Below are 17,217 nucleotides of genomic sequence, written 5' to 3' on the forward strand. Positions count from 1 at the left end.
GCTACCTCATTTGAGTAACTTCGGTGAAGCTGTACGGTCTTCTTCGTGGTGATCCCGTCTCCCGCCTCCCCTGTCGTCATCGCGCACCGGGGGGCCAGCGCGCACCGGCCCGAGCACACGCTGCTGTCGTACGAGGCGGCCATCGCCATGGGCGCCGACTACATCGAGCCCGACCTCGTCTCCACCAGGGACCACGTGCTGGTGGCCAGGCACGAGAACGAGATCTCCGGCACCACCGACGTGGCCGACCGGCCCGAGTTCGCCGACCGGCACGCCACCAGGACGATCGACGGCCGGGTCGTCACCGGCTGGTTCACCGAGGACTTCACGCTCGCCGAGCTCAGGACGCTGCGGGCCAGGGAGCGGGTGCCCGGCCTGCGGCCCGGTAACACGGCCTTCGACGGACTGGCCCTGATCCCCACGTTCGAGGAGGTCGTACGGCTCGCGCAGGAGCACGACGTGGGCGTCTACCCCGAGACCAAGCATCCGACGCACTTCGCCGCCCTCGGCCTGCCCCTGGAGGAGCCGCTGCTCGACGTGCTCGACCGGCATCGCGTGCGGAAGGCGTACATCCAGTCCTTCGAGACGGCGAACCTGCGCGCGCTCAGCGGCCGGACCGACCTGCCGCTGATCCAGCTCGTCGCGGCCGGCGGCGCGCCGTACGACTGGATCGCCGCGGGCGGCACCCGCGCCTATGACGACCTCGTCACCCCGGAGGGGCTGCGCGAGGTGGCCGGGTACGCGCAGGGGATCGGCGTCGACACCCGGCGCGTGCTGCCCGCCGGCCCGGACGGCAGACTGGGGAAGGCGACCACGCTGGTGGCGGACGCGCACCGCGAGGGGCTGGCCGTGCACGTCTGGACCGTGCGCAACGAGAACTCCCAGCTGCCCGCCGACTTCCGGCTCGGCGACCCCGGCAGTCCGCACTACGACCGCGCCACCGGTGACGTGCCGGGGTGGCTGTCGCGGCTGCTGGAGCTCGGCGTCGACGGGGCCTTCTGCGACGATCCCGCCATGGGCCGGGCCGTGGTGAGCCACTGGGCTCGGTAGCGCCCTTTTACACAGACAGCTCCGCGCACCCTTCCTAAGCTGGGAAGATGACCACCGACCAGCATGGACTGACACTGAGCGGCACGGGCGGGAGCGCCGCCGGCCACTACGATCAGGCGATCGACCATCTGTTGCACTTCCGGATGGAGGTCGAGGACGAGGCGGGCGCGGTGCTGGCCGAGGCGCCGGATTCGCCGATGGGCAACGTCCTGAGCGCCTATCTCGGACTCCTCACCACCGAGGCCGAGGACGCGCGCCAGGCCAGGCGGAGCTTCGCCGCCTTCCGGGCCAGGGTCGACCACGCCGCGCTGCTCCCCCGCGAGCGGGCGCATGTGGAAGCGGTGCAGGCGCTGCTCGACGGCGACTTCGCGAGCTGCGGCTCGCAGCTCGCGCGGATCACCGAGCAGCACCCGCGCGACGCGCTCGCGCTGGCCGCCGGGCACCAGATCGACTTCTTCGTCGGTGACGCGCGCTCGCTGCGCGACCGGATCGGCGGCGCGCTCAGCGCCTGGCACGAGGACGACAGGCACTACGGGCACGTGCTCGGCATGTACGCGTTCGGGCTGGAGGAGGCCGGGCACTACGACCGCTCGGAAGAGGTCGGATTGCGGGCCGTCGAGCTGAACGCGCGCGACGTGTGGGGCATCCACGCGGTCGTGCACACCTACGAGATGCAGGGCAGGTTCGCCGAGGGCATCCGCTACCTGGACGCCCGGGTCGGCGACTGGTCCACCGGCACGTTCTTCAACGTGCACAACTGGTGGCACTACGCCCTGTACGCGCTGGAGGCCGGCGACCACGCGCGGGCCCTGGCGATCTACGACGCGGTGCTGGCCGCCGGCCGGTCGTCGATGGAGCTGCTGGACGCCGCCGCCCTGCTGTGGCGGCTCTACCTGGAGGGTGACATCCGGCACGAGCGGTGGCAGGCGCTCGCCGACGCCTGGCCCGCCCGGGTGCACGAGCCGTTCTACGCCTTCAACGACGCGCACGCCGTCATGTCGTACGTGGGCGCGGACCGCATCGGCGACGCCGACAAGCTCATCGCCGGCCGGGAGGCGTACCTCGGTCATGCCCTGCCGGGTGTCAGCAACCACGCCATGACCGCCCGGGTCGGCCTGCCGGTGTGCAAGGCGCTGGTGGCGTTCGGCCGGGGCGACCACCGGCAGGTGGTGGACCTGCTCTACCCGATCAGGCACCGGGTCAACGAGTTCGGCGGCAGCCACGCGCAGCGGGACGCCGTGCAGAAGACCCTGCTGGAGTCGGCGATCAGGGGCGGCCGGCACGACCTGGCGCGGGTCCTCGTCAGCGAGCGGATCAACGTACGGCCCTGCAGCCCGTTCAACTGGCTCAAGCAGGGGACGCTGGCCGAGGCCATCGGCGACAGCGCCGCCGCCACGGCGGCCCGGCTCCGGGCGGGCGACCTCATGCGCCAGGTCTCGTCCGCGTTTGTCACAGGCGGCGAGTAGTGTCTCCGAGCATGGATCGGCAACTCACCTTGATGGCCGTGCACGCCCACCCCGACGACGAGTGCCTCAGCACCGGCGGAGTCCTCGCCCGCTATGCCGGCGAGGGGATTCGCACGGTGCTGGTCACCTGCACCAACGGCGAGCAGGGCGACGGGCCGGGCGGCGTCAAGCCCGGCGACCCAGGCCACGACGACGCCAAAGTCGCCGAGCTCAGGCTCAGTGAGCTGCGCCAGTCGGTGCAGCACCTCGGCATCGACCACCTGGAGCTGCTCGGCTACCGCGACTCCGGCATGGACGGCTGGGACGCCAACAAGCACCCCGACGCGTTCACCAACGTCCCCCTCGACGTCTCCGCCGGCCGCCTGGCGGAGCTGATGGAGCGCTACCGCCCGGACGTCGTGGTCACCTACGACGAGACCGGCGGCAGCGGCTACAACCATCCCGACCACGTTCAAGCGCACCGCATCACGGTCGCGGCCGTCGAGGCCACCGGCATCCCGGCCAAGTTCTACTACACCGCGATCCCCAAGTCGGCGATCAAGCGCATGGTCGAGCTCATGCGGGAAAGCGGCACGGGCATCGACTTCGAGCCTGGCGACGACTTCGGCACCCCCGACGAGCTGGTGACCACTGTGGTGGACGTGACGCCCTTCATCGAGCACAAGTTCAAGGCGCTGCAGTCGCACGCGAGCCAGGGCGACAGCATCTCCCTGCTCCAGATGCCGCCGGAGGCCCAGCGGGCGGCGTTCTCCCATGAGGCCTTCACCCGCGTCCTGAGCCGGGTCAAGACGCCGGACCACGAGGTGGACCTGTTCGAGGGCCTGCGCCCCTAGCCGGCCGAGCTCGGTCGCGGCTGCGCCGTACGGTATGGCTCCCGCCGCGCAGGCGGCGGGAGCCGCATCACCTGCCGGGCGAGCCCGGTCGCGGTGGTTCGACGTGATGGTCCACCGCCGGGTGGTCGGCCCGCCGGCGTCGCTGCGACGCTCACCCCCGTGGGGGCTGTTCGCCCGAGCCTCTGACGACCAGCCGGGTGGGGACCAGCAACCGGTGGGCTCGCGATCGGTCGCCGTCCAGGCGCGACAGGACGCGCTCGGCCGCCGCCACGCCGATCGCCTCCGGGTCCTGGGCGACGACCGTCAGGGGCGGGTCCAGCACCTCCGCCAGCGGCAGGTCGTCGAAGCCGACCAGCGCCACCTCCTTGCGGCCCGACCTGGCCAGCGCCACCACGGCGCCCATGGCGGCGAGGTTGTTGCCCGCGAACAGGGCGGTCGGAGGGTCGGCGAGAGCGAGCAGGCGCAGGGTGGCCTGGGCGGCGGCGTCGGCGTCGTGGCCGGTGTCGACGAGGGCGCGGTCGAAGGGCAGGCCCGCCGCCTCCAGCGCGTCCCGGTAACCCTGGAAGCGTTCGCGGCGGGTGTAGAGGGCGGGCGGGACGTCGCCGACGAAGCCGATCCGGCGGTGGCCGTACGAGATGAGGTGGGCGACGCCGGAGCGGGCGCCCTCGCGGTTGGCGCTGACCACGCTGTCGGCCGTGAGGCCGACGGCGGGGCGGTCGAGGAAGACGATGGGGAGGCCGGCGACGCGTTCGGAGCGCAGGTGGCGGTGGTCGCCGGCGGCCGAGGGGACGATCATGAGGGCGCTGACCCGGCGCGCCAGGAAGGTGGCGATGAGGGACTGCTCCAGCTCGGGGGTCTCGCTGCTGGAGCCGACGATGAGGGTGAGGCCGCGGGCGCGGACGGCGCTTTCGATGCCGCCCGCGACGGTGCCGAAGAACGGGTTGCCCATCTCCGGGATGACCAGGCCGATCGCCGCGTCCCTGGCGCCGACGCGCATGTTGCGCGCCATCAGGTTGGGCTGGTAGCCGAGCTTGCGCACGGCCGCCATGACGCGTTCGCGGGTTTCCACGGCGACCGGGCCGTCGTCGTTGAGCACCCGCGAGACGGTCTTGGCCGTCACCCCGACCTCGCGGGCGACGTCTGTCATGGTGGGGCGCCGCATTTCGACCATGCTAGTGGCTCACGAGTGGCCGACGTCCTTGTCCGCCAGCACCGATTCGCCCTGTTTCGCCTGCAGGGCACCGGTCATGATGGCGACCACCTCGGCCATGTCGTAGTCGGCCGGTTTGAGCTGGGCGACCCGGCGGCCGAGCCGCTGGACGTGGATGCGGTCGGCGAGCTCGAACACGTGCGGCATGTTGTGGCTGATCAGCACCACGGGCAGGCCACGGTCACGGACCCGCCTGATCATGTCGAGGACCTGGCCGGACTCCTTGACACCGAGCGCGGCCGTGGGCTCGTCCATCACGATGACGTGCGAGGCCCAGGCGACGGCCCTGGCCACGGCGACGCCCTGGCGCTGGCCGCCGGACAGGGTCTCGACCGCCTGGGTCAGCGAGCGCAGCCCGATTTTGAGGTCCGCCATGTGCTTGGCGGACTCCTCCCGCATGCGTTTCTTGTCGAGCAGGCGGAAGATCGTGCCGAGCGGGCCGGGCTTGCGCAGCTCCCTGCCGAGGAACATGTTGGTGGCGATGTCCAGCGAGGCGGCCACGGCCAGGTCCTGGTAGACCGTCTCGATGCCGTGCTTGCGGGCGTCGAGCGGGCCGCGGAAGCGGACGGGACGGCCGTCGAGCAGGATCTCGCCCTCGTCCGGCTGCACGGCGCCGGTCAGCGCCTTGATCAGGCTGGTCTTGCCGGCGCCGTTGTCGCCGATGACGGCCAGGACCTCGCCGGGCATCAGGTCGAAGTCGGCGCCGTCGAGCGCCGTCACGTGGCCGTAGCGCTTGACCAGGCCACGGGCCTGGAGGACGGGGGTCGTCATCGGGTCCTCCTGCGGGAGAGCTGGTCCACGGTCACGGCGAGGATCACCAGGATGCCGGTGATGAGCGTCTGGTAGATCGACGGTACGCCCATGAGCTGGAGGCCGTTGCGGAAGACCCCGACGATGAGCGCGCCGACCAGCGTGCCGAGAACCAGGCCGCGCCCGCCGAACAGGCTCGTCCCGCCGAGCACGACCGCGGTGATGCTGTCCAGGTTGTCGGTCTGCCCGGCCTGCGGGTCGCCAACGCCGGTCCTGGACACCAGCAGCAGCGCGGCGATGCCGTACACGAGCCCGGCGATCGTGTAGACGCTGATCGTCAGCCGCTGGGTGCGGATGCCGGTGAGGCGCGCCACGTCGGGGCTGTTGCCGAGCGCGTACACGTGGCGGCCCCACGCCGTCTGCCCGAGCAGGTAGGCGAACAGCAGGAACAGCAGGATCGCCAGGAGCGAGCCGTAGGTGACGTTGGTGCCGCCCAGCTGGAAGGTCTCCCCCAGGAACGTCATCACGGCGGGCAGTTCGGTGACCGTCTGGTCCTGGGAGTAGATGTGGGTGAGCGCGAAGACCACGTTGAGCATGCCGAGCGTGACGATGAACGGCGGCAGCGAGATCCGGGTCACCAGCAGGCCGTTCGCCAGCCCGAAGACGGCGCAGGCGGCCAGCCCGGCGGCGATGGCGAGCAGCGGCGGCAGCACGCCGTCCACGGCCAGCTTGGTCATCACGATCCCGCCGAAGGCCATGATGGCGCCGTTGGACAGGTCGATGCCGGCGGTCAGGATGATCAGGGTCTGGCCGATGGCGAGCGTGCCGACGACCATGACCTGCTGGATGATGAGGGAGAAGTTGCCGCCGCTGAGGAACTGCTCGGTGTTGAGCGAGAAGAACACGCAGGCCACCAGGAGGGCGGCCAGCGGTCCGACGATGGGGGTGGACAGCAGGCGGCGAGGCAGCGTCGCTTCGATGGCCGACATGTCAGCCCCAGCAGTTCGCCAGGCCGAACGCGGTGTCCTCGGCCTCGATACCGGCGGCGTCCTTGTCGGTGATGAGGGTGACGCCGGTGTCGGTGTAGCCGGAGGACTTCTGGCCGGTCTTGGCGAAGGAGGAGACGGCCTTGACGCCGCTCTCGGCCATCTTCAGCGGGTACTGCTGCGACGTGGCGGCGATCTGCCCGCTCTGCACCGCCTTGACACCGGTGCAGCCGCCGTCGACGGAGACGACGAGCACGTCCTTGTCACGGCCCTTGGCCTTGAGCGCGGTGTGGGCGCCGAGGGCGGCGGGCTCGTTGATGGTGTAGACGACGTTGATGTCGGGGTCCTTCTGCAGGCAGTTCTCCATCGCGGTCTGGCCCTTGGACTGGTCGCCCTGGGTGTCCTGGGAGCAGACGATGGACGGGTCGCCCTCGCTGATGCCGAAGCCCTTGAGGAAGCCGTCGTGCCTGAGCTGCCCGACGGTGACGCCCGGCGCCAGGTCGAGGGTGGCGATCTTCGCCGGCTTGCCCGCCATCGCGGCCTTGGCGTACTGGCCGATGAGCTCGCCGGCCTTGAGGTTGTCGGTGGCGAACAGCGCGTCGGTGGCGTCCTGCGGGTCGGTCGGGGTGTCCAGGGCGATCACCAGGACTCCGGCGTCCCTGGCCTTCTTGATGGCCGGGACGATGGCCTTGGTGTCGCTCGGGGTGATGAGGATGCCCTTCACCCCGGCGGCGACCATGTTCTCGATGGCGGTGATCTGGGAGGCGTTGTCTCCGTCGAACTTGCCGGCGGCGCTCATCAGCTCCATGCCCTCCGCCTGGGCCGCCTTCTGCGCGCCTTCCTTCATCTTGACGAAGAACGGGTTCGTCTCGGTCTTGGTGATCAGGCCGACCTTGGCGGCGGCGGTCGTGGTGGAGGAGGTGTCCTGTCCGCCGCCGCCACATCCCGTTACCAGGAGCGCTGCGGCCAGCAGACCGGCTGAGAGCCTAGAGTTCATGGTGGCTTCCTATCAGGGGGGATCCAATGTCATCGTTGACATATGTCAACGTTGACATTCGCTGTGTTGCGATGATGGACTCCGAGCCGGGAAACGTCAATGCCCTGGTGGCGTAACGAATCGGCAACACGCCGGAAAGGCAGACTGATGATCGCGGTCTTGGGTGAGTGCGTGGCGGACGCTTTCGCGGACCACGCGCCGGGAGAACACGCGCGTGGCGAACACCCCGCGACCGCACCCAGGGAGCGGCCTCCGGTGCCGGGCGGGCCGGTGGAGCTGGCGTTGCGGGTGCTGCCGGGCGGGGGGCCGGCGAACACGGCGGTCGCCCTGGCCCGGCTCGGCACCGCGACACGGTTCCTCGGCCGGCTGTCCGGCGACGTGTTCGGCTCGCTCTTCCGCGACCATCTGACGGCCTCGAAGGTGGACCTGAGCACGTGCGTGGACGCCGCCGAGCCGAGCACCCTCGCGGTCGCCTCGCTGGACGCGAGCGGGCAGGCCACCTACGGCTTCCACGCCGAAGGGACCGCCGACTGGCAGTGGACCCCGGCGGAGCTCGCCGCACTCGATCTCACCGGCGTGTCCTGCCTGCACACGGGCTCGCTGGCGCTGGTGCGGGAGCCTGGGCGGGGCGCGGTGGAGGCGTTCGCGGCCGCGGCGCGCGCGCACGCGACGATCTCGATCGACCCGAACGTACGACCCAGCCTGGCCGCCCGTGAGGCGTACGCGGTCACCCGGTGGTGCGGCCTGGCCGACATCCTCAAGCTGAGCGACGACGACCTGCGCGTGCTGCGGCCCGGCGAGCCGGTGGAGCGGGTCTGCGACACCTGGCACGCGGCCGGGGCACGGCTGATCGTGGTCACCAGGGGCGCGGCCGGGGCGCTGGTCTCGCTGGACGGCGACCGGATGGAGGTGGACGCGCCCCGGGTCACCGTGGTGGACACGGTGGGCGCGGGTGACGCGTTCACCGCCGGGTTCCTGCACCGGCTGGACGGGCTCGGCCTGCTCGGCGGGCGGCTCGACGGGCTCGACCTGGAGACGGCCGCGCGGGCGGCGGTGTTCGCGGCCCGCGTCGCGGCGCTCACCTGCACCGTGGCCGGCGCCAACCCACCGTGGAGCCACCAGCTGTAGCCGGGCCGTGAGCTGAGCCCCGAGCTTCAGCCGGGCGGTGAGCCGTCTTCGGGGCTCGCCGCGCGTCCGGGGCTCGCGGGGCCGACGGCGAGGCGTCGCTGCTCCTCCTCGACGATCTGGCGGGCCAGGTCCCGCTCCGACACGTCCACCGCGTCGGGCGTCGACTCGGCTAGGGCGCTGCGCCTGGCGTAGGCGTCGAACAGCGTGCTCTTGGCCTGCAGGATGCGCAGCATCCGCTCGTCCACGCTGTCCGGCGACAGCAGCCGATGCACCTGCACGCGCCGTACCTGCCCCATGCGGTGGGCGCGGGCCACGGCCTGGCTCTCGGTGGTCGGCTTGACCTGCGGCTCGCAGATGATCACCACGGAGGCCGCCTGAAGGTTGAGCCCGATCCCGCCCGCCTGGATCTGGGCCAGCAGCACCGCGTGCCCGGACGCCGCCGTGAACGCGTCCACCACCTGCTGGCGGCGCTCGGGCGGCACGCTGCCGGAGATCTGGCCGAGAACGCGGGGACCGAGCGCTTGCCCGACGACGTCCAGCACGGCGCGGAAGTAGGAGAAGACGACCACCTTGAGCCCGTTGTCGGCGGCCTCCTCGACGAGTTCGCGCAGGCGTTCCAGCTTGGCGGACTTCTCCGGCACCGCGTAGGCGGCCCGCCGCATGTCCATGAACCGGCCCGCCGCCACCGCCTCCCGATAGGCGCCCTCGTCGGCCGCGCTGAACGTCTCCCATTCGTCCACGCGCACCAGATCGGGCAGCTCGGTGAGCACGTCCTCCTGGTTGCGCCGCAGGTAGACGGGGGCCACCGCGCGCCGGAACGCCTGGGCGCCTGCGGCGGCGTCACTGCCATCGACGTCGGCGAGCCGGTCGGGCTGCAGGTAGCCGACGAGGGTGCGGAACTCCTCGACGCGGTTCTCCATCGGCGTGCCGGTCATGAACAGCACCCGTTCGGCGCGGTCGCACCAGCCGGCGACGGCCCGGGACCGGCGGGTCTCGCTGTTCTTGACGTAGTGCGCCTCGTCCACGACGAGCATCCCGAGCGGCGGCGCGCCGTCCAGCCCGCGGAGCCCGTCGAAGGTGATCACCGCGACGCCGCCGCGCTCGGCCCACTCCGCCCGCGCCATGGCGCGCTCCGCGCCGTGCAGCCGATAGGCCCGCAGCGTGCTGCGGGCCTCCACCTCGCGTACCCAGTTGACCAGCACGCTGGCCGGGCAGACGACCAGGAAGTGGGTGGCGCCGTCCGCCGCGAGGTGGGCCAGTGCGGCGATGGCCTGGATGGTCTTGCCGAGCCCCATCTCGTCACCGAGGATCACCCTTCGCTGGGCGAGCGCGAAGCGGGCGCCGAAGGCCTGGTAGCCGCGCAGCGACACGCGTCGGCAGGTGTCGTCGAGCGTCTGCGCCCGGACGCGGTCGGCCAGTTCGTCGGGCAGGAACCCTTCGGCGGCGACGCGGTCGTGCGGCTCCACGGCCGCGAGCTCGGCCAGCAGGTTGTAGTAGTCGGCCGCGCGCAGTTCGAAGTCGATCCAGGCGGCGACCTCGTCGGCGGGAGGCCGCAGCAGGTCGGTGGTGGCCTGCGCGATGAGCAGCCGCATCCCTGCTTCGCCGCCGCCATCGCCATGGCCGCCGTCGCCGCCACCGCCACCGCCACCGTCGCCGTCGCCGCCACCGTCGCCGTCGCCGCCACCGTCGCCGTCGCCGCCACCGTCGCCGTCGAGCAGGGTGGCGAGCTCTGCGGCGGCCGAGGCCGCCTCGTCGCGGCGGGCGCGGCCGGACAGGAGCCCGCGCCACCAGCTGCCCGCCGGGCGGGCTCGCGGGATCAGCCCGCCGAGCCGCTCCTCGGCCGTCGCGGCCGTGCGGCGGGCGCGGGTCAGCTCGGGTCCGGCGTCCACCAGCCGGTGCAGGGCGACGAGCAGCGCGGTGGTGCCGGAATCGTCCTGCCGCTCGACGTCGATGTGGACGGTGGCGACCTCCTGCGCCGCGCCGGCGATCTGCCGGGCGGCCGCGTGCGCCTGCCGCTGCGTGTGCGGGCCGACGCCGGGCAGGCGCTGCAGCTCGTACGGCGTCGCGTTCAGCACGTCGAGCACCGTGGCGTATCCCGCCTTCTCCAGCGTCCCGAGCCGCAGCCGCCCTCCGGTGACGTCCCTGAGCCTGGACAGGGGGATGCCGGCGAGCTCGGCCCTGGCCTGCCGCTCGCGGATCGCGTTCAGGGCGGTGTGCACCGCGTGCAGCGCCCCGTCGTGCTCCTGCCGCAGGGCCTGCGCGTCGGCGAGCAGCCGTCCGGCCCGTCTCAGCAGCTCGCGTGCGTGTTTGCCGCGCGGTGCGGTCTTGTCCGATGCCACGGGATCAGAGCAGGCGGTCGCGGGCGTCCATGAGGGCGAACCCGAGCAGGTTCAGCCCTCGCCAGGTCGCCGGGGAGGCGGCGGCGGGATCGTCCGCCGCCAGGCCGATGCCCCAGATCCGGTCGACCGGGCTGGCCTCGACCAGGACGCACGCGGCGGTGCCGAGCAGGAACTCCTTGAACTCCGGGTGCTGCCCGAACTTGGCGAGGTTCGCGCGCACCACGATCTCGTAGCGGTGCGCGACCCAGGTGTCCTCGTCGAAGCCCGCCACCCGGCGGCCCAGCTTCTTGACCGCATTGGGGTGGGCTGTCGCGACGATCTCGGCGGCGGTCGCCTCGTCGCCGAACAGCAGGGCCTTGTGCGCCATCATGTAGTGCTCGGCGGAGTGGTAGACGCGGCCGTCCTCGGTGAAGTCGGCCGGCCACCACTGGCTGAGGCAGCCGCGGCCGGGGCCGCCGTCGCGGGCCGGGCGGTGCCCCCAGAAGTGCAGGTAACGCAGCGACCGGCCGGCCTGCTCCGCGGCCACCGCCTCGGGAACCGTTCGGGGAAGCTTGTCGGGCATGGGGCTCACTGTCCCACAGGACGGCGGTTTGCGGTCGGGGCGTCCGGGCAGGCCAGCCGAGGGGGTGGTCTGATGGCCGAGTACGAGGCGACCAAGGGCATGCCGGCCGGGAGCGAGGTGGTGTTCGGCGTCGCGTCCGACATCGAGCGGCTCAACCGGTGGCTGCCGCACGGGCTGTGGGTGCGCGACAGCGGCCCGAACACGCTGGAGGCGGGCGGCGACGTGGTGCCGGGCGACGGCAGGCACGAGGGCCTGTTCGACGTCTCGGCGGATCAGCTCCGGGTGGAGTGGGGCGGGCGCGACCATCCCGGCTACGCCGGCTGGCTGCAGGTGTCCGACTCCGAGAGCGGCACGAGCGAGGTGACGGTGCACATCTCGCTGCTCGACGAGCCCGTGGAGAAGACCTCGCGCAGCCGGGCGGACGAGGTGCAGGGGATGCTGGAGGACTCGCTGCGCCGCCTGTCGGACGAGGTCGGCGCGCGGTCATCGGGCTGAGGCTCAGCCCGGCTCGCGCAGCCTGAAGTAGTTGCCGTGCTGGTCGTCCCTGCTGCCCTCGTGGTAGACGAAGCGGAGGCCACGCCGGTCGAACAGGGCGAACCAGTCATCCCAGGAGATCTCCTTGAGGTCCTCCCCGCCGCAGCCGGGGAAGTCGAACCTGAGCACGCAGCGCCGGTCGTCGCACTCGGTCCCCGGCACGGTGGCGGGCAGGGCGCCGCGCTCCTCCGCCCACCTGCGGATGACCTCGTGGTCGGTGGTGGTGAGGATGCGCACGGTGGGCTGGGACATGGGACCACTCCCTCGGAGTCGTCTCGTCCGTACCCCCATACGCCCTTGATGATGCCCTGGTGACGGATCGGTGAGGGATCGGTGAGGTTCGGGTCAATGCGCGCCGCGCCTGCGTAGCGGCGGGGGCCCGGCGCGGCAGGTTGGGGGGACGCGCCAGTCCGCCCCGGGGAGACCATGGAGTCGCTGCTCATCCTGCACGCGGCCGCCGCCATCTGCGCTCCCTGGCTCACCAGGCGCCTGGGCCGGGACGCCCTCCTGGTGCTGGCGCTGGCGCCCGCCGCCGGGTTCGGCTACACGGTGTGGGCGGTGGCGGCGGGCCTGCCACGGGTGTCGGCGCACGCCTGGGCACCGGCGCTCGGCATGTCGCTGTCGTTCCGCGCGGACGAGCTCGGGGTGCTGATGATGGCGCTGGTCACCGGCGTCGGCGCGCTCGTCCTGGTCTACAGCTCGCGCTATCTGGACCGTGACGACCCCGGTCTGGGCCGTTTCGGCGCGGTCATGTCGGCGTTCGCGGGGGCGATGCTGGGCCTGGTCACGGCCGACGACCTGCTCCTGCTGTACGTGTTCTGGGAGCTGACCACGGTCGCGTCGTACCTGCTGATCGGTCAAGACCCGCTGAGCCGGGCGAGCAGGCGCGGCGGCATGCAGGCGCTGATCGTCACCACGCTCGGCGGGCTGGCGATGCTGGCGGGGTTCGTCGCGATCGGCGAGGCGGCGGGAACGTACCGGATCTCCGAGATCGTCGCCCGGCCGCCCGCGGGCGGTCTGGCCGTCCCGCTGGCCCTGGTGCTGGCGGGGGCGCTGGCCAAGTCGGCGATCTTCCCGTTCAGCTCGTGGCTGCCGGCCGCGATGGCGGCGCCGACGCCCGTCTCGGCCTACCTGCACGCGGCGGCGATGGTGAAGGCGGGCGTGTACCTGCTGGCCAGGCTCGGGCCCGCGTTCGGGGACCTGGTGGCGTGGCGGGCGCCGGCCGTGCTGCTCGGCGCGGTGACGATGGCGCTGGGCGGCTGGCGGGCGCTGCGTGAGACGGACCTCAAGCGGCTGCTGGCCTATGGCACGGTCAGTCAGCTCGGCTTCCTGACCATCCTGTTCGGGGCGGGCACCGAGGCCGCGGCGCTGGCGGGGGTGGCCATGCTGCTGGCGCACGCGCTGTTCAAGGCGGCGCTGTTCCTGGTGGTCGGAGTCGTGGACCACGCGGCGGGCGGGCGGGATCTGCGCTCGCTCAGCGCCGTGGGGCGGGCGATGCCGTGGGTGTGCGCGGTGGCGGTGCTGGCCGGGGCCTCGATGGCGGGCCTGCCGCCGCTGGCGGGGTTCGTCGCCAAGGAGGCGGCGCTGGAGTCGCTGCTGACCGGGGACCCGGCCGGCCTGTTCGCCCTGGCGGCGGTGGTGCTGGGGTCGGCGTTGACCGTCGCGTACACGCTGCGTTTCCTGTGGGGGGCGTTCGCCGCCAAGCCGGGCCTGGACCCCACCCCGGCGCACCGCGTCGGAGCCGCCATGTTCGCTCCCCCGGCGCTGCTGTCGGCGCTCGGGCTGGTCCTGGCGCCGCTGGCCGGCGTGTACGGCGCGGCCATGGCGGCGTACACGGGCGGCTTCCGCGACCCGGGGCACGTCACCCACCTGGCGTTGTGGAGCGGCGCGCCGGTGCCGCTCCTGCTGTCACTGCTGATCTTCGTGGCGGGCGGGCTGCTGTTCCTGGCGCGGGAGCCGGTGGCCAGGCTCGGCTCGACGCTGTACGTGACCGACTCCGGGGTGGTGTTCTGGACCGCGTTGAGGCGGCTGGACCTGGTCGCACTGCAGGTCACCGGCATCACCCAGCGCGGCTCGGTGCCGGACTACGTGCTGATCACGCTCGCCTCCCTGGCCGCCGTCGGCGTCTTCTCCCTCCTGTACGACCCGCTGACGGGCCTGGTGGCGCCCGTCGTCGCCTGGGAGCGGCCGGAGCAGGCGGTGCTCGCCGTGCTGATCGCGGCCGGGGTCGTGCTGGCGCTGCGGGCGCGCGCGTACGTGGTGCTGGCCGTCTTCGCCGGTCTCACCGGGTACGGCACCGCGCTGCTGTACCTCGCCCACGGCTCCCCCGACCTGGCGCTCACCCAGTTCCTCGCCGAGACGCTGAGCCTGGTGGTGTTCGTGCTGGTGCTGCGCCGGCTGCCGATGCGGCCGGTGACGGGCAGGCTGCCGTTCTGGTTCCGGCTGACGCTCGGGGTCGTGGTGGGGGTGGTCGCGATGGGTGCGGGCATGCTGGCGATGAACGCCCGGACCCAGGCGCCCGTCGGCGGGCTCATGGCCGGCGCGGCGGGCGGCGGCAACATCGTGAGCGCGCTGCTGCTGGACATCCGGGCCTGGGACACCTTGGGCGAGAGCACGGTGATCGTGGTGCTCACGCTGGGCGTCACCAGTCTGGTCTTCCTGCGGCGCAGGTCGTACGCGATCGAGCGGGACGACGACGTGGAGCCGGCGCGCACGCCGTGGCTGGCCTCGGTGCTGCCGCGGGCGGAGCGGGCGCTGGCGTTCGAGGTCGCCGCCCGGCTCACCTTCCACACGGTGCTGGTGCTGTCGGTGTATCTGCTGTTCGTCGGGCACAGCGGCGTGGGCGGCGGGTTCGCGGGCGGCATCGTGGCGGGCCTGGCCATCACCGTCCGCTATCTGGCGGGCGGCCGTTACGAGCTGGCCAGGGCGCTGCCGGTGCACGCGGGGGTGCTGCTCGGGGCCGGGCTGACGCTGACCACGTGCACGGGCCTGGCCGGCCTGCTGTTCGGCGGGGCGGCGCTGCGCATGCTGGCCGCCGACGTGACGATCCCGCTGGTGGGGACGCTGCACCTGAGCACGAGCCTGCTGTTCGACCTCGGCGTGTACGTGTCGGTGGTGGGGATGGTGCAGGACGTGCTGCGCGCCCTGGGGGCCGAGCTGGACCGGCAGATGGAGGAGCGGTGACGACGATCGCGCTGGCGCCGCTGGCCGCCTCCGGGACGCTGATCGCCACCGGGGTGACGCTGCTGCTGGAGCGGAGCCTGGCCCGCGTCCTGGCGGGCGTCATCGTGCTGGGGAACGGGATCAACCTGCTGATCGTCACCGCGGGCGGCGACGCGGGCGCCCCGCCGCTGCTCGGCCGGTCCGACCCGGCGCTGATGGCCGATCCGCTGCCGCAGGCCATGGTGCTCACCGCGATCGTCCTCACGCTGGGGGTCTCGGCGTTCCTGCTGGCCATGGTGCACCGCCTGTGGCAGCTCACCGGCAGCGACGAGGTCCAGGACGACACCGAGGACCGCCGGGTGCGGCTGCGCGCCCGGCGCGGCGAGCTGATCGACGCGGTGCGGGCCAGGCGGGAGGAGTATCGGCGGCTGGTGGCCGAGCAGCGCGCCGAGCTGGACCGGCTGTCCGCCGGGAGCGCCGAGCACGCAGAGCGCGCCCAGGGGGTTCAGGACGCGCAGGAGAAGGCGCAGCGGCGGAAACTGCGCATCCGCCAGCGGGAGGCGCGCAGGCAGATGCGGCACGCCATCCGAGCCGAGCGGGAGCGCCAGGCGCTGGCCCTCGACGCCGAGACGGAGGGCGACGACTAGTGGAGAGCCTGATCTCCGTGCCGGTGCTGCTGCCGCTGCTGGCGGCGGGGGTGAAGCTGGCGATCGGCGGCCGGTTGCGCCGCCTGCAGGCGCTCATCAGCATCGCGACGCTGGCCGTCACCGTCCTGGTGTCGTTCGCGCTGCTGGTCGAGGCCGACGCGCACGGGCCGATGGTCACCGATCTCGGCGGGTGGGCGGCCCCGGTCGGCATCTGCCTGGTGGCCGACCGGCTGTCGGCGCTGATGCTCGTCGTGTCGTCGGCCGTGACGCTCTGCGTCATGGCGTACTCGGTGGTCAACGCCTACGCCGACCAGGAGCACGACGCGCCGATGGCGATCTTCCATCCGGCGTTCCTGATCATGATCGCGGGGGTGGCGGACGCGTTCCTGTCGGGCGACCTGTTCAACCTGTTCGTGGCGTTCGAGATGCTGCTGAGCGGGTCGTACGTGCTGCTCACGTTCGGCGGCACGCTGTCCAGGATCCGGGCGGGGGCCACCTACACGGTGATGGCGCTGGCCTCCTCGATGCTGTTCCTGTTCACCCTGGCCATCGTGTACGCCGCCACGGGCACCCTGTCGATCGCGCAGCTCGCCGTCCGGTTCGCTCTGCTGGACGTGCACGTCAGGCTGCTGATCGAGCTGACGTTGCTGCTGACCTTCGCGATCAAGGCGGCGATCTTCCCGCTGTCGGCGTGGCTGCCGGACTCCTACCCGACGGCGCCCGCCCCGGCCACTGCGGTCTTCGCCGGCCTGCTGACCAAGGTGGGCGTCTACTCCATCATCCGGCTGGAGGCGCTGCTGTTCCCCGGCGGGCCGGTCGCGACGCTGCTCATGTGGGCGGCGCTGGCCACGATGCTGGTGGGGGTGCTCGGCGCGGTCGCGCAGACCGACATCAAGCGGATGCTCTCCTTCACCCTGGTCAGCCACATCGGCTTCATGGTCTTCGGGGTCGCGCTGTCCACCGTGCAGGGCCTGGCCGGCGCGGTCTTCTACGTGGTGCACCACATCACCGTGCAGACGGGCCTGTTCCTGGTGACCGGACTGATCGAGCGGCGCACCGGCACCACATCGGTGAACCGGCTCGGCGGGCTGATGCGGGCCACGCCGCTGATCGCGGTGCTGTTCTTCGTCCCGGCCATGAACCTGTCCGGCATCCCGCCCATGTCGGGCTTCCTGGGCAAGCTGACGCTCGTCCAGGCGGGGCTCGCCGAGGGCAGCCCGCTCGCGCTGACCCTGGTCGCGGCCGGCCTCGTCACCAGCCTGCTCACCCTGTACGCCGTCGCGAAGGTCTGGAACAAGGCCTTCTGGCGGGCGCCGCAGGTGAGCCGGGCGGGCACCGTGGTGGAGAGCGACGAGGCCACCGGGGCGGATGCGACCGTCACCACGACGGCGATGCCCGCTCCCCTGCTCGGGGCCACGGCGGCGCTGGTGGTGCTCGGCCTGACGTTCACGGTGCTGGCCGGGCCGCTGTCGGCGCTCGCGGCGCGGGCCGCCGCGGAGCTCATGGCCCGGGGGCCGTACATCTCGGCCGTCCTGGGGGGTGGCGGGTGAAGG

15 protein-coding genes are annotated in these 17,217 nt (G+C 72.4%); 8 read left to right on the forward strand and 7 right to left on the reverse strand.

The features are described 5' to 3' along the window. Nucleotides 1-45 precede the first annotated feature (45 nt). From ACIBQX_RS02830 to ACIBQX_RS02840, 3 genes are read left to right on the forward strand one after another with little or no spacing between them, the layout of a single operon-like run. Complete coding sequence (locus ACIBQX_RS02830) at nucleotides 46-1,050, forward strand: glycerophosphodiester phosphodiesterase family protein (RefSeq protein WP_396999897.1); 1,005 nt, start codon at nucleotides 46-48, stop codon at nucleotides 1,048-1,050. A 47-nt stretch (nucleotides 1,051-1,097) separates the two neighbouring features. Continuing rightward, on the forward strand, nucleotides 1,098-2,516 hold the full coding sequence (locus ACIBQX_RS02835; protein WP_396999899.1) for a tetratricopeptide repeat protein: 1,419 nt from the start codon (nucleotides 1,098-1,100) through the stop codon (nucleotides 2,514-2,516). Between the two features lie 11 nt (nucleotides 2,517-2,527). Next, nucleotides 2,528-3,349 (forward strand): PIG-L family deacetylase, encoded by an 822-nt coding sequence (locus ACIBQX_RS02840; protein WP_396999901.1) that lies wholly within the window; start codon nucleotides 2,528-2,530, stop codon nucleotides 3,347-3,349. A gap of 151 nt (nucleotides 3,350-3,500) precedes the next feature. Here the strand turns inward: ACIBQX_RS02840 and ACIBQX_RS02845 are convergent, their stop codons facing one another. Genes ACIBQX_RS02845 through ACIBQX_RS02860 form a run of 4 tightly spaced genes read right to left on the reverse strand, consistent with a single transcriptional unit; the run spans nucleotide 3,501 to nucleotide 7,292 of the window. Further along, nucleotides 3,501-4,511, reverse strand: a complete 1,011-nt coding sequence (locus tag ACIBQX_RS02845; RefSeq protein WP_396999903.1) for a LacI family DNA-binding transcriptional regulator — start codon at nucleotides 4,509-4,511, stop codon at nucleotides 3,501-3,503. An 18-nt stretch (nucleotides 4,512-4,529) separates the two neighbouring features. Then, nucleotides 4,530-5,330: an ATP-binding cassette domain-containing protein gene (locus ACIBQX_RS02850; RefSeq protein WP_396999905.1), complete on the reverse strand. Its 801-nt coding sequence runs from the start codon at nucleotides 5,328-5,330 to the stop codon at nucleotides 4,530-4,532. Continuing rightward, nucleotides 5,327-6,298, reverse strand: coding sequence for an ABC transporter permease (locus tag ACIBQX_RS02855; RefSeq protein ID WP_396999907.1), 972 nt, complete (start codon nucleotides 6,296-6,298; stop codon nucleotides 5,327-5,329). The genes ACIBQX_RS02850 and ACIBQX_RS02855 overlap by 4 nt, the downstream gene beginning before the upstream one ends. Before the next feature lies 1 nt (nucleotide 6,299). Further along, nucleotides 6,300-7,292, reverse strand: coding sequence for a sugar ABC transporter substrate-binding protein (locus ACIBQX_RS02860; protein WP_396999909.1), 993 nt, complete (start codon nucleotides 7,290-7,292; stop codon nucleotides 6,300-6,302). A 171-nt stretch (nucleotides 7,293-7,463) separates the two neighbouring features. On the opposite strand from ACIBQX_RS02860, the gene ACIBQX_RS02865 reads away from it, so the two are divergent. Continuing rightward, a complete protein-coding gene (locus ACIBQX_RS02865; protein WP_396999911.1) occupies nucleotides 7,464-8,420 on the forward strand; it encodes a carbohydrate kinase in 957 nt (318 codons plus the stop codon). Nucleotides 8,421-8,446: 26 nt separating this feature from the next. Here the strand turns inward: ACIBQX_RS02865 and ACIBQX_RS02870 are convergent, their stop codons facing one another. Beyond that, the gene (locus tag ACIBQX_RS02870) at nucleotides 8,447-10,759 is read right to left on the reverse strand and encodes a DEAD/DEAH box helicase (RefSeq protein WP_396999913.1); all 2,313 of its coding nucleotides are present in this window, start codon (nucleotides 10,757-10,759) and stop codon (nucleotides 8,447-8,449) included. Between the two features lie 4 nt (nucleotides 10,760-10,763). Continuing rightward, nucleotides 10,764-11,321 (reverse strand): NADAR family protein, encoded by a 558-nt coding sequence (locus ACIBQX_RS02875; RefSeq protein ID WP_396999915.1) that lies wholly within the window; start codon nucleotides 11,319-11,321, stop codon nucleotides 10,764-10,766. Between the two features lie 72 nt (nucleotides 11,322-11,393). Here ACIBQX_RS02875 and ACIBQX_RS02880 point away from each other — a divergent pair, with 72 nt between their 5' ends. Then, nucleotides 11,394-11,816, forward strand: coding sequence for a hypothetical protein (locus tag ACIBQX_RS02880; protein ID WP_396999917.1), 423 nt, complete (start codon nucleotides 11,394-11,396; stop codon nucleotides 11,814-11,816). 3 nt (nucleotides 11,817-11,819) lie between these two features. Here the strand turns inward: ACIBQX_RS02880 and ACIBQX_RS02885 are convergent, their stop codons facing one another. After that, on the reverse strand, nucleotides 11,820-12,107 hold the full coding sequence (locus tag ACIBQX_RS02885; protein WP_396999919.1) for a hypothetical protein: 288 nt from the start codon (nucleotides 12,105-12,107) through the stop codon (nucleotides 11,820-11,822). A 174-nt stretch (nucleotides 12,108-12,281) separates the two neighbouring features. On the opposite strand from ACIBQX_RS02885, the gene ACIBQX_RS02890 reads away from it, so the two are divergent. Genes ACIBQX_RS02890 through ACIBQX_RS02900 form a run of 3 tightly spaced genes read left to right on the forward strand, consistent with a single transcriptional unit; the run spans nucleotide 12,282 to nucleotide 17,214 of the window. Further along, nucleotides 12,282-15,038, forward strand: coding sequence for a Na+/H+ antiporter subunit A (locus tag ACIBQX_RS02890; RefSeq protein WP_396999921.1), 2,757 nt, complete (start codon nucleotides 12,282-12,284; stop codon nucleotides 15,036-15,038). Beyond that, a complete protein-coding gene (locus ACIBQX_RS02895) occupies nucleotides 15,035-15,664 on the forward strand; it encodes a Na(+)/H(+) antiporter subunit C (RefSeq protein ID WP_396999923.1) in 630 nt (209 codons plus the stop codon). Before ACIBQX_RS02890 ends, ACIBQX_RS02895 begins: the two co-directional genes overlap by 4 nt. Continuing rightward, a complete protein-coding gene (locus tag ACIBQX_RS02900) occupies nucleotides 15,664-17,214 on the forward strand; it encodes a Na+/H+ antiporter subunit D (protein ID WP_396999925.1) in 1,551 nt (516 codons plus the stop codon). Before ACIBQX_RS02895 ends, ACIBQX_RS02900 begins: the two co-directional genes overlap by 1 nt. Nucleotides 17,215-17,217 lie beyond the last annotated feature (3 nt).

Source organism: Nonomuraea sp. NPDC049714, assembly GCF_044465295.1.
GTDB lineage: Bacteria > Actinomycetota > Actinomycetes > Streptosporangiales > Streptosporangiaceae > Nonomuraea.